The organism is Pseudomonas anuradhapurensis, from assembly GCF_014269225.2.
Taxonomy (GTDB): domain Bacteria; phylum Pseudomonadota; class Gammaproteobacteria; order Pseudomonadales; family Pseudomonadaceae; genus Aquipseudomonas; species Aquipseudomonas anuradhapurensis.
The window spans coordinates 3,757,268-3,774,140 of record NZ_CP077097.1; the positions used below are offsets into that span (position 1 = coordinate 3,757,268).

Below are 16,873 nucleotides of genomic sequence, written 5' to 3' on the forward strand. Positions count from 1 at the left end.
GGACAACGCTCGAAGCTATCAGTGCGACGGTGGGTCTGGCGGTTAAAGCACATTTGTTGTGCCTGGATGTGTATGCCTGGCGGGGTTGATCTCCGGCCCTACCCGGCCGCAAAGCCAAACGCCACATCTACAGGAGAGCTTAGATCGACATCACCAACAATTCATTGGTGAAGAAAACAAAAAGCCCGCTCAATTGAGCGGGCTTCTTGATGGGGTGTGGCGGACTCAGGAGGATTCGAACCTCCGACCGCTCGGTTCGTAGCCGAGTACTCTATCCAGCTGAGCTATGAGTCCGTGGTGGTATTTTTAGACCAGGTTACCACTGGTGGTTGAAGTAGCTTTGCAAGCAGAGCCACTTCAAAAGTGGCGGACTCAGGAGGATTCGAACCTCCGACCGCTCGGTTCGTAGCCGAGTACTCTATCCAGCTGAGCTATGAGTCCGTGGTTGGTATTTTTAGACCAGGTTACCACTGGTGATTTGAAGCAGCCTTGCAATCAAAGCCACTTCAAAAGTGGCGGACTCAGGAGGATTCGAACCTCCGACCGCTCGGTTCGTAGCCGAGTACTCTATCCAGCTGAGCTATGAGTCCGTGTCTTGCCGCGCATTATAGGTCGCTGAAACATTTTTGCAAGAACTTTTTCGTTTAAAATCAACTACTTAGCGTTCTTACTGTTTGCAGCGCCCTAAGCGAATAATGGCGGTGAAGGGGGGATTCGAACCCCCGATACCCTTATGAGGTATACTCCCTTAGCAGGGGAGCGCCTTCGGCCACTCGGCCACCTCACCGCAACACGAGGCGAATATTAAACACAGCCTTCCTCGTTTGCAACCCTTTTTTTGAAAAAAACTTCAAAAAAATTAAAGGCTTGGCTCCTCGTCCTTCTCCTTCTTGATCCGCAGGTAGATTTCCTCGCGGTGAACGGCCACTTCTTTCGGGGCGCTGACGCCGATACGCACCTGGTTGCCTTTGACGCCGAGCACCGTCACGGTGATCTCGCCGTCTCCAATGATCAGGCTCTCGGCGCACCGACGAGTCAGAATCAACATAGCTTTCTCCTTACGCGAAACATACAGGGATAACAGTCTTGGGTGTCGCGGCCTGGCCGTGGACGACGGCTCGGGCCTTGGTTGCCCGCCACGCAGGCTTGGACAGGGCCTGCGTGGCAAGCAGAAACGCGAAGGGCGCGGCAAGCCGCGCCCTTCCAGGCAGCGATTTACTCGCTCTGTCGTGCCGGAGCGTCGAGTTCGAACGCGGTGTGCAGCGCGCGCACGGCCAGCTCCAGGTACTTCTCTTCGATCACCACCGAAACCTTGATCTCGGAGGTGGAGATCATCTGGATGTTGATGCCCTCCTTGGCCAGGGCTTCGAACATGCGGCTGGCAACACCGGCGTGCGAACGCATGCCGACGCCAACGATCGAGACCTTGGCGATCTTGGTATCGCCAATCACTTCACGGGCACCGATTTCACGCGCGGTGTTTTCCAGCACGCTCTGGGCCTTCTCGTACTCGTTGCGGTGTACGGTGAAGGTGAAGTCGGTGGTGTTATCGTGGGCAACGTTCTGCACGATCATGTCGACCTCGATGTTCGAGGCGCTGATCGGGCCGAGGATCTTGAAGGCCACGCCCGGAGTGTCCGGCACGCCGCGAATGGTCAGCTTGGCTTCATCACGGTTGAAGGCGATACCGGAAATGATCGGCTGTTCCATGGATTCCTCTTCATCAATGGTAATGAGGGTACCCGGACCCTCCTTGAAGCTGTGCAGCACGCGCAGCGGAACGTTGTACTTGCCGGCGAACTCCACCGAACGGATCTGCAGCACCTTGGAACCGAGGCTGGCCATTTCCAGCATCTCTTCGAAGGTGATCTTCTCCAGGCGACGGGCCTGCGGCACGACGCGCGGGTCGGTGGTGTAGACGCCGTCGACGTCGGTGTAGATCTGGCACTCGTCGGCCTTCAGCGCCGCCGCCAGGGCCACGCCGGTGGTGTCGGAGCCGCCACGGCCCAGGGTGGTGATGTTGCCGTGCTCGTCGACGCCCTGGAAGCCCGCTACCACGACCACGCGGCCTTGCTTGAGGTCGGCACGGATCTTCTGGTCGTCGATCTGCAGGATGCGCGCCTTGTTGTGCGCGCTGTCGGTGAGGATGCGCACCTGGTTGCCGGTGTAGGACACTGCTGGCACACCACGCTTGATCAGGGCCATGGCCAGCAGGGCAATGGTGACCTGCTCACCGGTCGACACGATCACGTCCAGCTCGCGGGGAACCGGCTGATCGCTGATCTGCTTGGCCAGGTCGATCAGGCGATTGGTTTCACCGCTCATGGCCGACAACACAACCACCAGGTCGTCGCCCGCCTCACGGTGTTTCTTGACCTTATCGGCTACCTGCTCGATCCGCTCGATGGAACCGACAGAGGTGCCGCCAAATTTCTGTACGATCAACGCCATTTCAATGGTGCCTCAGCCCATTCAGGGCCCCAAAAAACAATCCAACATGGGTCGGCCAGCGACTAGACCACTGGCCGACCCATCTCAAAGTCCCTGCTCTGCGAATGGCACGGCCAGCGCCAGGGCCTGGTCCAGTGCAGCGACGTCGACGCCACCACCCTGGGCCATGTCCGGACGGCCACCGCCCTTGCCACCCACCGCCGCAGCGGCTTGTTTCATCAGATCGCCAGCCTTGAGTTGGCTGGAGAGGTCCTTGGTCACACCGGCCACCAGCACGACCTTGCCCTCATGCTCGCTGCCCAGCAGGATCACTGCGTGGCCGAGCTTGTTCTTCAGTTGATCGACCAGCGCCAGCAAGGCCTTGCCGTCCTGCCCGTCCAGGCGGGCGGCGAGCACCTTGGCGCCCTTGACCTCAACGGCCGCGTTGGAGAGATCATCCCCGGCGGCGCTGGCGGCCTTGGCCTGCAGCTGTTCCAGCTGCTTCTCCAGCTGGCGGTTGCGCTCGAGCACAGCCGACAGCTTGTCGATCAGGTTGTCACGGTTGCCTTTCACCAGTTGCGCGGCTTCCTTGACCTGCTCTTCGGCAGCGTTCAGGTAGGCCAGCGCCGCTGCGCCGGTCACCGCTTCGATACGGCGCACGCCAGAGGCCACGCCGCCTTCGCTGATGATCTTGAACAGGCTGATATCACCGGTGCGCTTGGCGTGGATGCCGCCGCACAGCTCCACCGAGAAATCGCCGCCCATGCTCAGCACACGCACGGTGTCGCCGTACTTCTCGCCGAACAGCGCCATGGCACCCTTGGCCTTGGCGGTTTCGATGTCGGTCAGCTCGGTTTCCACCGCAGTGTTCTTGCGCACTTCGCGGTTGACGATGTCTTCCAGGGCCTTGATCTGCTCCGGTTTCACCGCCTCGAAGTGGCTGAAGTCGAAACGCAGGCGCTGGCTGTCGACCAGCGAGCCCTTCTGCTGCACGTGCTCGCCCAGCACCTGGCGCAGCGCTTCGTGCAGCAGGTGGGTGGCCGAGTGGTTCAGCGAGGTGGCGTGCTGCACCTCGGCATCGACCTTGGCCTCGACCGACGAACCGATCAGCAGCGCACCGCTGGCGACCACGCCGTGGTGCAGGAAGGCGCCGCCAGTCTTGGTGGTGTCGCGCACGTCGAAACGTGCAGCGCCGGCCTGCAGGTAACCGGTGTCGCCCACCTGGCCGCCGGACTCGGCGTAGAACGGCGTGCGGTCGAGCACGACCACGCCCTGCTCGCCTTCACCCAGCTGGTCGACGGCCTGGCCGTCCTTGTACAAGGCGATGACCTTGCCCTGGCCTTCGGTAGCGTCGTAGCCGAGGAACTCGGTGGCGCTGTCGACCTTGACCAGGCTGTTGTAGTCCATGCCGAAGGCACTGGCCGAGCGGGCACGCTCACGCTGGGCGTCCATCTCGCGCTCGAAGCCGGCTTCGTCGATGGTCAGCTCGCGCTCGCGGGCGATGTCGGCAGTCAGGTCCATCGGGAAGCCATAGGTGTCGTACAGCTTGAACACCACGTCGCCCGGTACCACGTCGCCCTTCAACTGCGCCAGGTCCTGCTCGAGGATACGCAGGCCCTGCTCCAGGGTCTTGGCGAACTGCTCTTCTTCGGCCTTGAGCACGCGCTCGATGTGCGCTTGCTGGCTGTTCAGCTCCGGGAAGGCTGCGCCCATTTCGGCGACCAGCGCGGCCACGATCTGGTAGAAGAAGCTGCCCTTGGCACCCAGCTTGTTGCCGTGGCGGCAGGCGCGGCGAATGATGCGGCGCAGTACGTAGCCACGGCCTTCGTTGGACGGCAGCACGCCGTCGGCGATCAGGAAGCCGCACGAACGGATATGGTCGGCCACCACTTTCAGCGAAGCCTGGCCGTCATTGCTGCAGCCGATGGCCTTGGCCGCGGCGGCCAGCAGGTTCTGGAACAGGTCGATCTCGTAGTTCGAATGCACGTGCTGCAGCACGGCGCTGACACGCTCCAGGCCCATGCCGGTATCCACCGACGGCGCTGGCAGCGGGTGCAGCACGCCATCGGCGGTGCGGTTGAACTGCATGAAGACGTTGTTCCAGATCTCGATGTAGCGGTCGCCGTCTTCTTCCGGCGAGCCGGGTGGGCCGCCCCAGATGTCCGGGCCGTGGTCGTAGAAGATCTCGGTGCACGGGCCACACGGGCCGGTGTCGCCCATGGTCCAGAAGTTGTCGGAAGCGTACGGGGCGCCCTTGTTGTCGCCGATGCGCACCATACGCTCGGCAGGCACGCCGACTTCCTTGGTCCAGATGTCGTAGGCTTCGTCGTCAGTGGCGTAGACGGTGACCCAGAGCTTTTCCTTGGGCAGGTTCAGCCACTTTTCCGAAGTCAGGAAGGTCCACGCGAAGGTGATGGCGTCGCGCTTGAAATAGTCGCCGAAGCTGAAGTTGCCCAGCATCTCGAAGAAGGTATGGTGGCGCGCGGTGTAACCGACGTTTTCCAGGTCGTTGTGCTTGCCGCCGGCGCGCACGCACTTCTGGCTGCTGACAGCACGGGTGTAGGCACGCTTCTCCGCACCGAGGAAGCAGTCCTTGAACTGGTTCATGCCGGCATTGGTGAACAGCAAGGTCGGGTCGTTGTTCGGGATCAGCGAACTGGAGGCGACTCGGGTATGTCCCTGCTCTTCGAAGAAGCGAAGGAAGGCTTCACGGATTTCTGCGCTTTTCATAGGTTCTTCCACGGAAACGGCAGCCCTGTTGGGCAAACGCGTCGACGAAACGACGGCAAAGGGCCGCATTATATCGGTCCTGCGGTCTCGATGCAGTGTGTTTATACGATAGAAACCATCGTTTGGACGGTTTTTCGGGCTATGCAAACGAAAACGACATGGCCGGATGCTAAAGCCTGCCTTTCGCCACTGGCAAGCCAATTACCGCTCAGGGGGAGGGAAAATGGAACAGGCGGTGAATTAAAAGAGTTTCATGGGCTGCCATTCCGGGCAAAGGCCTGTGTAGGAGCGGCCTTGCGTCGCGATGGGGCGCGTAGCGCCCCCGGCAACATGGGCGGCCAGGCTGAAATTGCTGGGGCCGCTGCGCGCCCCATCGCGACGCAAGGCCGCTCCTACACCAAACCGTTGTCCATTAGCGCTAGCCGAGGCGCTGCCCTGAATCGGGCACGATCAGGATGCCGGCGCGCAAGCCGTTCCTGACCTTGGGGTTGGGGAAGATGATACGCGCCCCTTCCTCCTCGACCACCCAGCGCGTCTCCGCCAGGTCCTCGGCCAGCAGGTAACCCTTGCTCAGCTCGGAGAAATTCTCGATGTCCGCCGGCAGGTGCAGGTGGAAGCTGTCGCTGTGCTTGATGATCTCGCGGGAAACACTGAACAGCTGCAAGCCATCCAGCGAACCTTCGCCTTCCGGCTCGGTGTGCTCGATGATCTGGATCAGGCGCTGTTCCAGCCTGTCGAGGTTGACCAGCTCGTTCTGGCCGAACGGGCGGGCCTTGCCCAATTCCAGGGTAAAGGCTTCGGCTTCCAGTTGCTCATAGGTAAAGGCACTGAAGGTGATGGACGACTTGCTCTGCAGCAGCACCGCCTGCATGCCGGCTGCCGCCAGGCGTGCCAGCTCGCGGCGGGAATGCTTGCGTCCCTCCTTGTAGGGATACAAGGCGAACTGCTCGATCTTCGAGCCGCGAATGGCCGTATGCAGGTCGTAATGCAGGCGGCTGCGCCCCGGCTTGCTGAAAAACACCCGGGCGAACTGTTCCAGCTCCGCGGCACGCAAGGCCTCGAAGCCACTGGACAGCTCGTGGCGGCCGTTGAACAGGCGGTTGATGTCCTGCTCGATGAAGCGCTCACCCTTGCGGATCGCCGCAGGGTTGCCGAACAGGAACAGCACCCGCGCCCGGGGAATGATCTTGCCGTTGGCCACGCCGTGCAGCAGGCGCTCGAGCAACTCGATCGGCGCCGTTTCGTTGCCGTGGATACCGGCGGACAACAGCAAGTCGAGCCCGCAATCGTCGCTTTCGGCTGGGCGCACTTCCAGCGCGCCCTCCCCTAGCCAGCGCAAACGCACGCCCTTGGGGGTCACTTGGGTCTTCTCGGCCGGTTCGTGATCGGTGAGGGTCAGCTCAAGCAATTTGCCAAGGGCGAGCATAGGGACTTCCTTAGTGGTGGTGGCCGCAGTCGGGGCCATGGACGTGATCGTCGTCTTCGCCAAGCTCCGCCGGCTCCATTTCCAGTTGCAGGCTGACCAGGTTGGTGGCCATCGGCCGCAGCAACAGGTTGGCATACTCGGTGTCGTCTTCCTCGACATCCACGCCGATCAACAGCTGGCCACGGCCATCCTGCTGAATCCACACTTCCTTGCCTTGCCAGACCACGGCAAAGCGGGTGCAGGAAGTCTCCAGCTGGGTGCCGTCTTCATCTTCGAGGATCAGGCGCAGGGCGTCGGTCATTGCAAAGTCTCTCTTCAAGGTTGGCGTTGGAACGGATACACCGAGCCCAACTTCAGGATCTGGGTCAACTCATCCAGCGCCGTACGGCATTCCAGCAACAGCTGCGGGTCGGCCAGGTCCGCTTCGCCAAGGCGGTCGCGGTAGTGCTTGTCGACCCACTGCACCAGGGTGTCGTACAGCGGGGCGGTCATGATAACGCCTTGGTTGACCGCTGCCAGTTCCGTTTCCTTCAACGCCACGCGCAAACGCAGGCAAGCCGGGCCACCGCCGTTCTGCATGCTCTGCTTGAGGTCGAACACCTTGACCTCCTTCACCGGGCCGCCCTGGCTGGTCAGCTGGCCCAGGTAGGCCCAGACCCGTTCATTGTTGCGGCACTCTTCCGGCACCACCAGCAGCATGGAACCGTCCTCGCGGCTGAGCAGCTGGCTGTTGAACAGGTAGGAACGCACCGCGTCCTCCACCGTCACCGCTGCGCGTGGCACGCAGATGGCCTGGAAGCTGCCACCCTTGCTGGCCAGTTTAGCTCGCAGCTGGCCAAGTACCGTGTCGGTCTGGAGGAAAGCATCTTCGTGGTAGAACAGCACTTCGCCGTTGCCCACCGAGATCACATCGTTGTGGAACACGCCCTGGTCGATCACGGCCGGGTTCTGTTGAGCGTAGACCACGCCATCGTCGCTCAGGCCATGCAGCCTGGCCACCGCCTGCGAAGCTTCCAGGGTTTGCCGGGCCGGGTATTTCTGCGGCGCCGGGTAGCGGCTGTCGAACGCACTGCGGCCATAGACGAAGAACTCCACGCCAGCCTCGCCGTAGCTACGGCAGAAGCGCGTGTGGTTGGCCGCGCCCTCGTCACCGAACTGGGCCACGGCTGGCAGCGCCGCATGGTGGGCAAAATGCCGCTCATCGTTGAACATGGCCCCGAGCACGCGGCTGGTGGTCGGGTGCTCGATGCTGCGGTGGTACTTGCAGTTGAGGTTGGCAGCGGTGAAGTGCACGCGGCCATCGGCCGTGTCGGCACTAGGGCTGACGGTGGCGGCGTTGGCCACCCACATGCTCGAGGCCGAGCAGCTGGCCACCAGTAATGGCATGGCTTCCCTGGCAGCGCGCTGGATCACTTCGGCATCGCTGCCGCTGAAGCCCAGGCGGCGCAGCGCCGCCACATCCGGGCGCTCCTGCGGCGCCAGTACGCCCTGCTTGAAGCCCATGTCGGCCAGCGCTTTCATCTTCGCCAGGCCCTGGCGCGCGGCTTCGCGCGGGTTGGACCCTTGCTGGCTGTTGCTCTGCGAAGCCACGTTACCGTAGGACAGGCCGCCGTAATTGTGGGTAGGCCCCACCAGGCCATCAAAATTCACTTCATAGGATTTCATCGGCTAGGCTCCGAGACCTGTTGTTATAGGGTGACGCCCGGCGTGAGGGTCGCCGGCAAGGCAAGGCTGGCGGTCTCCAGCGAGGCCACGGGGTAAGCGCAGTAGTCAGCGGCGTAATAGGCGCTGGCGCGATGGTTGCCACTGGCGCCGACACCACCGAACGGCGCGCTGCTGGCGGCGCCGGTCAGCTGTTTGTTCCAGTTGACGATGCCGGCGCGGCTGCGCAGCCAGAAATACTGGTAGCGCGCGCGGGAGTCGGACAGCAAACCGGCAGCCAGACCGTACTGGGTGTTGTTGGCCTCTTCGATGGCGGCATCGAAGTCGGCGTAGCGAATCACCTGCAGCAGCGGGCCGAAGAATTCTTCGTCCGGCCGCTCGCTGACGGCACTGACATCGAGGATGCCCGGGGTCAGCAGCGCGGCATCGGCCTGCGGCTGGGTCATTTCCAGCAGCTTCACGGCGCCCTTGGCAACCAGCTCGGCCTGGGCCGCCAGCAGCGCGCGCGCCGCCTGCAGCGAAATCACCGAACCCATGAACGGCGCTGGCTGTTGGTCGAACGCCCCCACCGTGATGGTCTTGCACACCTCGACCAGGCGCGCGATCAGCGCATCGCCCCAGCTGCCTTGTGGTACCAGCAGGCGACGGGCGCAGGTGCAGCGCTGGCCAGCGGAAATGAAGGCCGACTGGATGATGGTGTATACCGCAGCATCGAGGTCCTTGACCTGGTCCACCAGCAGCGGGTTGTTACCGCCCATCTCCAACGCCAGGATCTTGTCCGGGCGGCCGGCGAACTGCTGGTGCAGCAGGTTGCCAGTGCGGCTGGAGCCGGTGAAGAACAGGCCGTCGATCCCCGGGTTGGCGGCCAGCGCCACGCCGGTTTCACGCGCGCCCTGCACCAGGTTCAGCACACCCGCCGGCAGGCCGGCGGCAATCCAGCAGTTGACGGTCAGCTCGGCGACCTTGGGGGTCAGCTCGCTGGGCTTGAACACCACGCAGTTACCCGCCAGCAGGGCTGGCACGATATGGCCATTGGGCAGGTGGCCAGGGAAGTTGTACGGGCCGAACACCGCCACCACACCGTGGGGCTTGTGCCGCAGCACTGCCGTGGCATCGGCCAGCGGGCCACTCTTCTCGCCGGTGCGCTCGCGGTAGCTTTGCACCGAGATCGCCACCTTGTTGATCATGCTGGTGACTTCGGTGGCCGACTCCCACAGCGGCTTGCCGGTTTCCTCGCCGATGCACTGGGCCAGCGCTTCGGCATGCGTCCTGAGCTGCTCGGCAAACTTTTCCAGCACCTCGATACGCGCGTCCAGGCTCAGTTGCGCCCAGGCCGGGAATGCTTGACGGGCGGCCTGCACGGCGGCGTCTACCTGGCTGGCGTCAGCGCCCTGGCCTTGCCAGACGACAGACTGCGTTACCGGGTTGAGCGACTGCAGGGTTTCACCCTGGCCGGCCTGCCAGTTGCCGGCGATGTAATGCGTGGTCATTTATTTGGCCTCCCGGCTTGCCGACAGCGGCACCGCGCGCACATTGTCGCCAGCACCCATGCGCAGGCGCTTGGCCGTCAGGGGGTCGACCACCAGGGTACCGGCAGCCAACCGCGCAGGTGCAGCCGTGATGCGGCAGTCGTCGCGCTTGCGGTTGTGAATGATGTAAGGCGTGGCGTCATCGCCCGGCGTGCCCACGGCCAGCACCAGGGTCTGGCTTTCGCGCACGGCGCGGATCTTGTCGGTATCGCACTCGATGGCAGGGCCAGCGTCGAAAATGTCGACGTAGCCCTGGTAGTTGAAACCTTCCTGCTTGAGCATGGCCAGCGCCGGCTCGGTGTCCTTGTGCACGCGGCCGATCACGTTGCGGGCCGCCTCGGACAGGAAGCAGGTGTACAGCGGGAACTTGGGCATCAGCTCGGCGATGAACGACTTGTTGCCCACGCCGGTGAGGTAGTCGGCCTGGCTGAACTCCATCTTGAAGAAGTGCCGGCCCAGGCTTTCCCAGAACGGTGAACGCCCCTGCTCATCGGACATGCCGCGCATTTCGGCGATGATCTTCTTGCCGAACAGCTCGGGGAACTCGGCCATGAACAGCATGCGCGCCCGCGACAGCAGGCGGCCATTGAGGCCCGAGCGGTAGTCGCTGCGCAGGAACAGCGAGCACAGCTCGGAGTTGCCGGTCAGGTCGTTGGCCAGGAACAGGGTGGGGATTTCGCGGTAGATCTTCAGCTCCTGCGAGGCGCTGACGGTCAGCCCGACCCGGTAGTTGTACCAGGGTTCGCGCAGGCCGACGGCACCGGCAATGGCACTGATGCCCACCACCAGGCCTTCGTCGTTTTCCAGCACGAACAGGTAGTCGGTGTCGGCGCGCTCGGCTTCGCCACGGAAGCTTTTTTCCGCCCAGCCAACCCGATGCCCCAGGCGCTCTTCGTTGGCCGGCAGCGTGGTCAGCCCGGTGGTGCCGGTGCTGCGTGCCAATTCGATCAACGCAGGCAAATCGCTGCTGCGTACAGGACGAACGATCATGCTATCTCCTTGTGCGACGGCGGCGGCCGGCGCGAAACTCTGCTAACGCATCAATCCGCAAACGTCTGTTGCCAGACCTCAGACCGCGACCAGGCGCACGCTGGCGCCCTCGCCCACCCCCAGCGCATCGGCGGCCGCCAGGCTCAGGCTGACCGGCTTGCCGGGCACCCAGTCCAGGTCCAGCAGCACTGCGCGGTAGTCCTGCAGCAGGCCGTTGCACACCAGGTACGGGCGCCCGCCCTTGACCGGGGCGTCCTCGAGCTTCACCGGCACTACCCGGCTGTGGGCGATCGAACGGATGCCCGAAGTACGCGCATGCAGGGTTGGGCCGCCATCGAAGATGTCGATGTAGTGCTCGGTTTCGAAGCCTTCGCGCATGAGAATGTCGAAGGTGATCTGCGCCCGCGGATGCACCTGGCCCATCGCCTCCTGCGCCAGGTCAGGCAGCAGCGGCACGTAGATCGGGTAGTGCGGCATCAGCTCGGCGAGGAAGGTACGGCTCTTCAGGCCGCACAGGCGCTCGGCGTCGGCGTAGTTGAGGTCGAAGAAGTTGCGACCGATGGCATCCCAGAACGGTGATTCACCCTGCTCGTCGCTGTAGCCGACGATCTCGGTCACCACCGAATCGGCGAAACGCTCCGGGTGCGAAGCCATGAACAACAGGCGACCACGCGAATTGAGCTCGGCCCAACCACTGTTCACCAGCTCCGGCAGTACATAGAAGCTGGTCAGCAGGCTGTTGCCGGTCAGGTCGTGGCACAGCGACAGCACGTGGATCTTGTTGTGGATCTTCAGCTCGCGCGAGGCGTGCACGAAGGTTTCGTTACGAAAGCTGTAGAACGGCTCGGAGTAGCCGGCCGAAGCGACGATCGCCGAGCAGCCTGCCAGCTTGCCGGTTTCGCTGTCTTCAAGGACGAAGAAGTAGCTTTCCTCGCCGTTGAAGCTGACCTCGGCGGCGAAGGAAGTCTCGGAAGCGGCGATCTTGTCGCCCAGGCGAGCAGCGTCGTCCGGCAGCGAGGTGACACCAATGGGGCTGTCTGCAGCCATGCGCTGCACTTCGTTCAGATCAGCCATTTGCGCGGGGCGCATCACCAGCATGGTGTCACTCCTTTGGAATACGGGCCGCTCACGGCGGCACGAAAAAACGGCAGGTGCACCGGCACCTGCACGGGAATCGGGTATCGCCGGCCCGCACGCAGCGCGGGAGCCGGCGAAGGGACCTCAGGCCGTTCAGGCCTGGGTCAGGGTGGCCACGGCGCGCTCGAAGCGATCCAGGCCTTCATCGATATCGGCGTCTTCAACCACCAGGCTTGGGGCAAAGCGGACCACATCCGGGCCGGCCTGCAGCACCATCACGCCTTCTTTCTCGGCGGCGTTGAGCACATCCTTGGCCTTGCCTTTCCAGGCGTCGGCGAGCACGCAGCCCAGCAGCAGGCCAACGCCACGCACCTGGGTGAACAGCTGGTACTTCTGGCCGATCTGCTCCAGGCGCACCTTGAAAAGCTCGTGCTTGGCCTTGATGCCAGCCAGGGTTTCCGGGGTGTTGACCACGTCCAGCACTGCGCAGGCGACGGCGCAGCCCAGCGGGTTGCCGCCATAGGTGGTGCCGTGGGTGCCGACGGCCAGGTGCTTGGCCAGCTCGGTGGTGGTCAGCATGGCGCCGATCGGGAAGCCGCCGCCCAGGCTCTTGGCGCTGGTCAGGATATCCGGGGTCACACCGTAGTGCTGGTAGGCATACAGCGAACCGGTACGGCCCACGCCAGTCTGCACTTCGTCGAAGATCAGCAGGGCATTGTGCTCGTCACACAGTTTGCGCGCGCCTTCCAGGTAGGCCTTGTCGGCCGGCACTACGCCACTCTCGCCCTGGATTGGCTCGATCACCACGGCGCAGGTCTTGTCGGAAATCTGTGCCTTCAGCGCTTCCAGGTCGTTGTAGGGCACATGGCTGATACCGGTGATCTTCGGGCCGAAGCCGTCGGAATACTTCGGCTGGCCACCGACGCTGACGGTAAACAGGGTACGGCCGTGGAAGCTGTTCACGGTGGCAATGATTTCGTGCTTTTCCGGGCCGAAGCGGTCATGGGCAACGCGCCGGGCCAGCTTGAAGGCGGCCTCGTTGGCCTCGGCGCCGGAGTTGCAGAAGAACGCCCGGTCGGCAAAGGTGGCATCCACCAGCTTGTGAGCCAGGCGCAGGGCCGGCTCGTTGGTGAATACGTTGGATACGTGCCAGAGGGTGTTGGCCTGCTCGGTCAGGGCCTTGACCAGTGCCGGGTGGCAGTGGCCCAGGGCGTTGACCGCGATGCCACCGGCAAAGTCGATAAGCTCGCGACCCGACTGGTCCCAGACGCGGGAGCCCTCGCCTCGCACAGGAATGAAGGCCGCCGGGGAATAGTTGGGGACCATGACCTGGTCGAAATCGGCACGTTGCACCGGGGCTTGCTCAACGGACATCTGAGTCTCCTGATGAGGAACGCTGGCCTGGAAGTGGCGAGCGATGGGGGGATTGTAAGGACTGATCCGCGCCTGTCCTTGCGGCCAAGCGACAACTTGTTACAGCGCAAAACCCTGTTTGCACAAGGTTTTCGGCAATGCGACAAACACTGTCGCAATCGCGCAGTGTACGGGAGAGAGGGGGCTGGGTGAACGGGTGTAGACATATAGAAGCGTGGTTGCCTGTACCGGCCAATTCGCGGGCACGCCCGCTCCCACCTGGACCGCACAGGCTTCAAACATCGCGGGTGAACCCGCTCCCACAGGACCTGTGCAAGATTCGAACGTTGTGCGGCCACTGTGGGAGCGGCTTCAGCCGCGAAAGTGCCGGCACAGAGTAAGGAAATATCAGCCTTTTTCGGCAGGCGCCGAACTCAGTTCGAACGGGCTGCTGCTACGCCGCTGGTTGCGATCCTCCCGCGGCGTTGCGCCAAAGAAGTTGCGGTAGGCACTGGAAAAATGCGGCCCCGAAGAGAAACCGCAGGACAGCCCGATCTGGATGATCGACTTGCTGGTCTGCATCAGCATCTGCCGCGCCTTGTTCAGCCGCAGCTCCAGGTAGTACTGGCTCGGCACGCGGTTGAGGTACTGCTTGAAGATGCGCTCCAGCTGCCGGCGTGACACGCACACATGCTGGGCAATTTCGTCGGTGGTCAGCGGCTCTTCGATATTCGCTTCCATCAGCAGCACTGCCTGGGTCAGCTTGGGGTGGCTGGAGCCAAGGCGATTCTGCAACGGAATGCGCTGGCGCTCTCCCCCTTCGCGGATGCGTTCGACCACCAACTCCTCCGACACCGCCCCGGCCAGTTCCGCACCATGATCTCGCGCCAGCACCGCCAGCAGCAGGTCGGTCACTGCCATGCCACCACAGGCGGTCAGGCGGTCGCGGTCCCAGTCGAACAGGTGGCTGGTGGCGATGACCTTGGGGAAACGCTCGGCAAAATCATCCTGCCAACGCCAATGCACCGCCGCCCGATAACCGTCGAGCAGGCCCAGCATCGCCAGGGGATAGACCCCGGCCGACAGCCCGCCGATCATGCAGCCACTGCGCGCCAGCTGCTTGAGCGCCGCCACCAGGGGGCCCGCCACCGCCGCCGGCGGCTCGTCAGCCAGCAGGAACAGCTTCTGGCAACCGTCAAGGCGGCCATTCCACGGCTCGCCCGGCAGGCGCCAACTGCCCTCCTGCGCCGGCTCCGCCTGCAGGAACAGCAGCTCGTAGACCACCTCCGGGTGCACCCGCTGCGCCACCTGCAACACTTCCTCGGCCAGCGCCAGGGTCAAGGGCCTGGTATTGGGCCAGATGAGAAAACCGATTCGCTGGGTGGTCATAGGGTGCGGTCCGAAACCTGAGGTCGTTCGAGTCTGTGCGCCGGGTCAGGCTGCGCTCGCCGCGCAGCATGCCCTATTATGGTGCAGAAATGCAGCTTTTACTTCAGGCTGCCGGAGAGGAACTGCTTGAGGCGCTCCGACTGCGGATTGGCCAGCACCTGGCGCGGGCAACCGGTTTCTTCGACCAGCCCCTTGTGCAGGAACACCAGCTGGTTCGACACCTCGCGGGCAAAGCCCATTTCGTGGGTTACCACGACCATGGTCCGGCCTTCCTGGGCCAGGGCCTGCATGACCTTGAGCACATCGCCCACCAGCTCCGGGTCCAGCGCCGAAGTCGGCTCATCGAACAGCATCACTTCCGGCTCCATCGCCAGCGCCCGGGCAATGGCCACCCGCTGCTGCTCGCCGCCGGACATGTGCCCGGGGAAGGCGTCCTTGCGGTGCGCCACACCGACCTTGGCCAGGTAGTGCTCGGCCTTTTCCAGGGCTTCCTTGCGGCTCACCCCGAGCACATGCACCGGCGCTTCGATGATGTTCTCCAGCGCGGTCATGTGCGACCACAGGTTGAAATGCTGGAACACCATCGACAGGCGCGAGCGCATGCGCTGCAACTGACGCGGGTCGGCGGCCTTGAGCGCACCGTCCTTGCCCGGCACCAGCTTGAGTTCTTCATTATTGAGCAGGATCTTGCCGGCGTGCGGCTGCTCCAGCAGGTTGATGCAGCGCAGGAAGGTCGACTTGCCCGAACCGCTGGAGCCGATGATGCTGATGACATCGCCTGCCTTGGCCGACAGGGACACGCCCTTGAGCACTTCATGGCTGCCGTAGCGCTTGTGCAGGTCTTGGACTTCGAGTTTGTACATGCTGTCGATTCTCACAAAGCGGTCAGTGCTTGCGCGGCGCCAGGTAGCCGAGCCAGCGGCGTTCGGCCATCTTGAACAGGCGCACCAGGATGAAGGTCAGGCACAGGTAGAACACGCCCGCCGTGATATAGGCCTCGAAAGGCAGGTAGTACTGGGCATTGACCGTGCGCGCAGCACCGGTGATGTCGATCAGGGTGACGATCGACGCCAGGCTGGTGGTCTGCAGCATCATGATCACTTCGTTGCTGTACTGCGGCAGCGCCCGGCGCAGGGCCGACGGCAGCAGGATGCGCCGGTACATCTTCATGCGCGACATGCCCACGGCCTTGGCCGCCTCGATCTCGCCATGCGGCGTGGCCTTGAGGCTGCCGGCGATGATCTCGGCAGTGTAGGCGCTGGTGTTGATGCCGAACGCCAAGCAGGCACAGAACGTGGCGCTGGACAACAGCGGCCACAGGACGCTTTCGCGCACCGCCTCGAACTGCGCCAGGCCGTAGTAGATCAGGAACAGCTGCACCAGCATCGGCGTGCCGCGGATCACATAGGTGTAGAGCCAGGCCACCAGGTTGATTGCCGGCTGCTTGGACACCCGCATCAGGCCCAGCGGAATGGCCGCCAGCAGGCCGAAGAACAGCGAAATGGCCAGCAGCTTGAGCGTGGTCAGCAGGCCGCCGAAGTACATCGGCAACGCCTCCCAGACGACGTTGTAGTCGAAGATCATAGTTCAGCCACCTTGACGCCCACCGAATAGCGGCGCTCGAGATACTTCAGGGCCAGCAGCGAGACACTGGTCAGTACCAGGTACAGGGCCGCCACCGCGAGGAAGAAGGTGAAAGGCTCGCGGGTGGCATCGGCCGCCTGCTTGGCCTTGAACATCATGTCCTGCAAGCCGACCACCGAGATCAGCGCGGTGGCCTTGGTCAGCACCAGCCAGTTGTTGGTGAAACCTGGAATAGCCAGGCGAATCATCTGTGGCACCTGGATGCGGAAGAACACCTGGCGATTGCTCATGCCATAGGCCACGCCCGCTTCGGCCTGCCCCTTGGGAATGCCCAGGAACGCGCCACGGAAGGTTTCCGACAGGTACGCGCCAAAGATGAAGCCCAGGGTACCGATACCCGCGATCAGCGGATTCAGGTCGATGTAGTCTTCATAGCCCAACAGCGGCGCCACCCGGTTGATGATGTCCTGCCCGCCGTAGAAGATCAGCAGGATCAGGACCAGGTCCGGAATGCCACGGATCACCGTGGAATACAGATCGCCCAGCCAGGCCAGCCAGCGCACCGGCGACAAGCGCAGCGCCACACCGATCAGGCCGAGCACGATGGCCAGGGCCATCGACGACAGGGCGAGCTGCAGCGTCAGCCACGCCCCGTCGAGGATGACTGCCCCGTAGCCTTTCAACATGATGAGGTCCTCGACCT

At 63.3% G+C, this 16,873-nt stretch carries 14 protein-coding genes and 4 tRNA genes; all 18 read right to left on the reverse strand.

Going from position 1 to position 16,873, the window contains the following annotated elements; translation table 11 throughout:
- Nucleotides 1-217: 217 nt before the first annotated feature.
- Nucleotides 218-294 (reverse strand) — tRNA-Arg (locus HU763_RS17295).
- 70 nt (nt 295-364) lie between these two features.
- Nucleotides 365-441: transfer RNA gene (locus HU763_RS17300), tRNA-Arg, on the reverse strand.
- A gap of 72 nt (nt 442-513) precedes the next feature.
- Nucleotides 514-590: transfer RNA gene (locus HU763_RS17305), tRNA-Arg, on the reverse strand.
- A gap of 106 nt (nt 591-696) precedes the next feature.
- Nucleotides 697-787 (reverse strand) — tRNA-Ser (locus HU763_RS17310).
- Between the two features lie 72 nt (nt 788-859).
- Nucleotides 860-1,048 carry a carbon storage regulator CsrA gene (gene csrA, locus HU763_RS17315; protein ID WP_003254503.1) on the reverse strand — a complete coding sequence of 63 codons (189 nt, stop codon included), beginning with the start codon at nt 1,046-1,048 and terminating at the stop codon, nt 860-862.
- A gap of 167 nt (nt 1,049-1,215) precedes the next feature.
- Nucleotides 1,216-2,451, reverse strand: coding sequence for an aspartate kinase (locus HU763_RS17320; protein WP_170031209.1), 1,236 nt, complete (start codon nt 2,449-2,451; stop codon nt 1,216-1,218).
- A gap of 84 nt (nt 2,452-2,535) precedes the next feature.
- Nucleotides 2,536-5,160, reverse strand: coding sequence for an alanine--tRNA ligase (gene alaS, locus HU763_RS17325; RefSeq protein ID WP_170031211.1), 2,625 nt, complete (start codon nt 5,158-5,160; stop codon nt 2,536-2,538).
- 418 nt (nt 5,161-5,578) lie between these two features.
- Nucleotides 5,579-6,586 (reverse strand): succinylglutamate desuccinylase, encoded by a 1,008-nt coding sequence (astE, locus tag HU763_RS17330; RefSeq protein ID WP_170031213.1) that lies wholly within the window; start codon nt 6,584-6,586, stop codon nt 5,579-5,581.
- Nucleotides 6,587-6,596: 10 nt separating this feature from the next.
- Nucleotides 6,597-6,887 carry a topoisomerase II gene (locus HU763_RS17335; RefSeq protein ID WP_003254508.1) on the reverse strand — a complete coding sequence of 97 codons (291 nt, stop codon included), beginning with the start codon at nt 6,885-6,887 and terminating at the stop codon, nt 6,597-6,599.
- 14 nt (nt 6,888-6,901) lie between these two features.
- The gene (gene astB / locus HU763_RS17340; RefSeq protein WP_186688637.1) at nt 6,902-8,251 is read right to left on the reverse strand and encodes an N-succinylarginine dihydrolase; all 1,350 of its coding nucleotides are present in this window, start codon (nt 8,249-8,251) and stop codon (nt 6,902-6,904) included.
- Nucleotides 8,252-8,274: 23 nt separating this feature from the next.
- Nucleotides 8,275-9,738, reverse strand: coding sequence for a succinylglutamate-semialdehyde dehydrogenase (gene astD / locus HU763_RS17345; RefSeq protein ID WP_170031217.1), 1,464 nt, complete (start codon nt 9,736-9,738; stop codon nt 8,275-8,277).
- Nucleotides 9,739-10,767, reverse strand: a complete 1,029-nt coding sequence (gene astA / locus HU763_RS17350) for an arginine N-succinyltransferase (RefSeq protein WP_063912885.1) — start codon at nt 10,765-10,767, stop codon at nt 9,739-9,741.
- A gap of 78 nt (nt 10,768-10,845) precedes the next feature.
- Nucleotides 10,846-11,865 carry an arginine/ornithine succinyltransferase subunit alpha gene (gene aruF, locus HU763_RS17355; RefSeq protein ID WP_186688634.1) on the reverse strand — a complete coding sequence of 340 codons (1,020 nt, stop codon included), beginning with the start codon at nt 11,863-11,865 and terminating at the stop codon, nt 10,846-10,848.
- A gap of 132 nt (nt 11,866-11,997) precedes the next feature.
- Nucleotides 11,998-13,218, reverse strand: a complete 1,221-nt coding sequence (locus HU763_RS17360; RefSeq protein ID WP_186688632.1) for an aspartate aminotransferase family protein — start codon at nt 13,216-13,218, stop codon at nt 11,998-12,000.
- Nucleotides 13,219-13,605: 387 nt separating this feature from the next.
- A complete protein-coding gene (gene argR, locus HU763_RS17365; protein WP_186688630.1) occupies nt 13,606-14,586 on the reverse strand; it encodes a transcriptional regulator ArgR in 981 nt (326 codons plus the stop codon).
- Nucleotides 14,587-14,684: 98 nt separating this feature from the next.
- On the reverse strand, nt 14,685-15,449 hold the full coding sequence (locus HU763_RS17370) for an ABC transporter ATP-binding protein (RefSeq protein WP_170031224.1): 765 nt from the start codon (nt 15,447-15,449) through the stop codon (nt 14,685-14,687).
- 22 nt (nt 15,450-15,471) lie between these two features.
- Nucleotides 15,472-16,170, reverse strand: a complete 699-nt coding sequence (locus HU763_RS17375; RefSeq protein WP_186688628.1) for an ABC transporter permease — start codon at nt 16,168-16,170, stop codon at nt 15,472-15,474.
- On the reverse strand, nt 16,167-16,856 hold the full coding sequence (locus HU763_RS17380) for an ABC transporter permease (RefSeq protein ID WP_012273568.1): 690 nt from the start codon (nt 16,854-16,856) through the stop codon (nt 16,167-16,169). Before HU763_RS17380 ends, HU763_RS17375 begins: the two co-directional genes overlap by 4 nt.
- Nucleotides 16,857-16,873 lie beyond the last annotated feature (17 nt).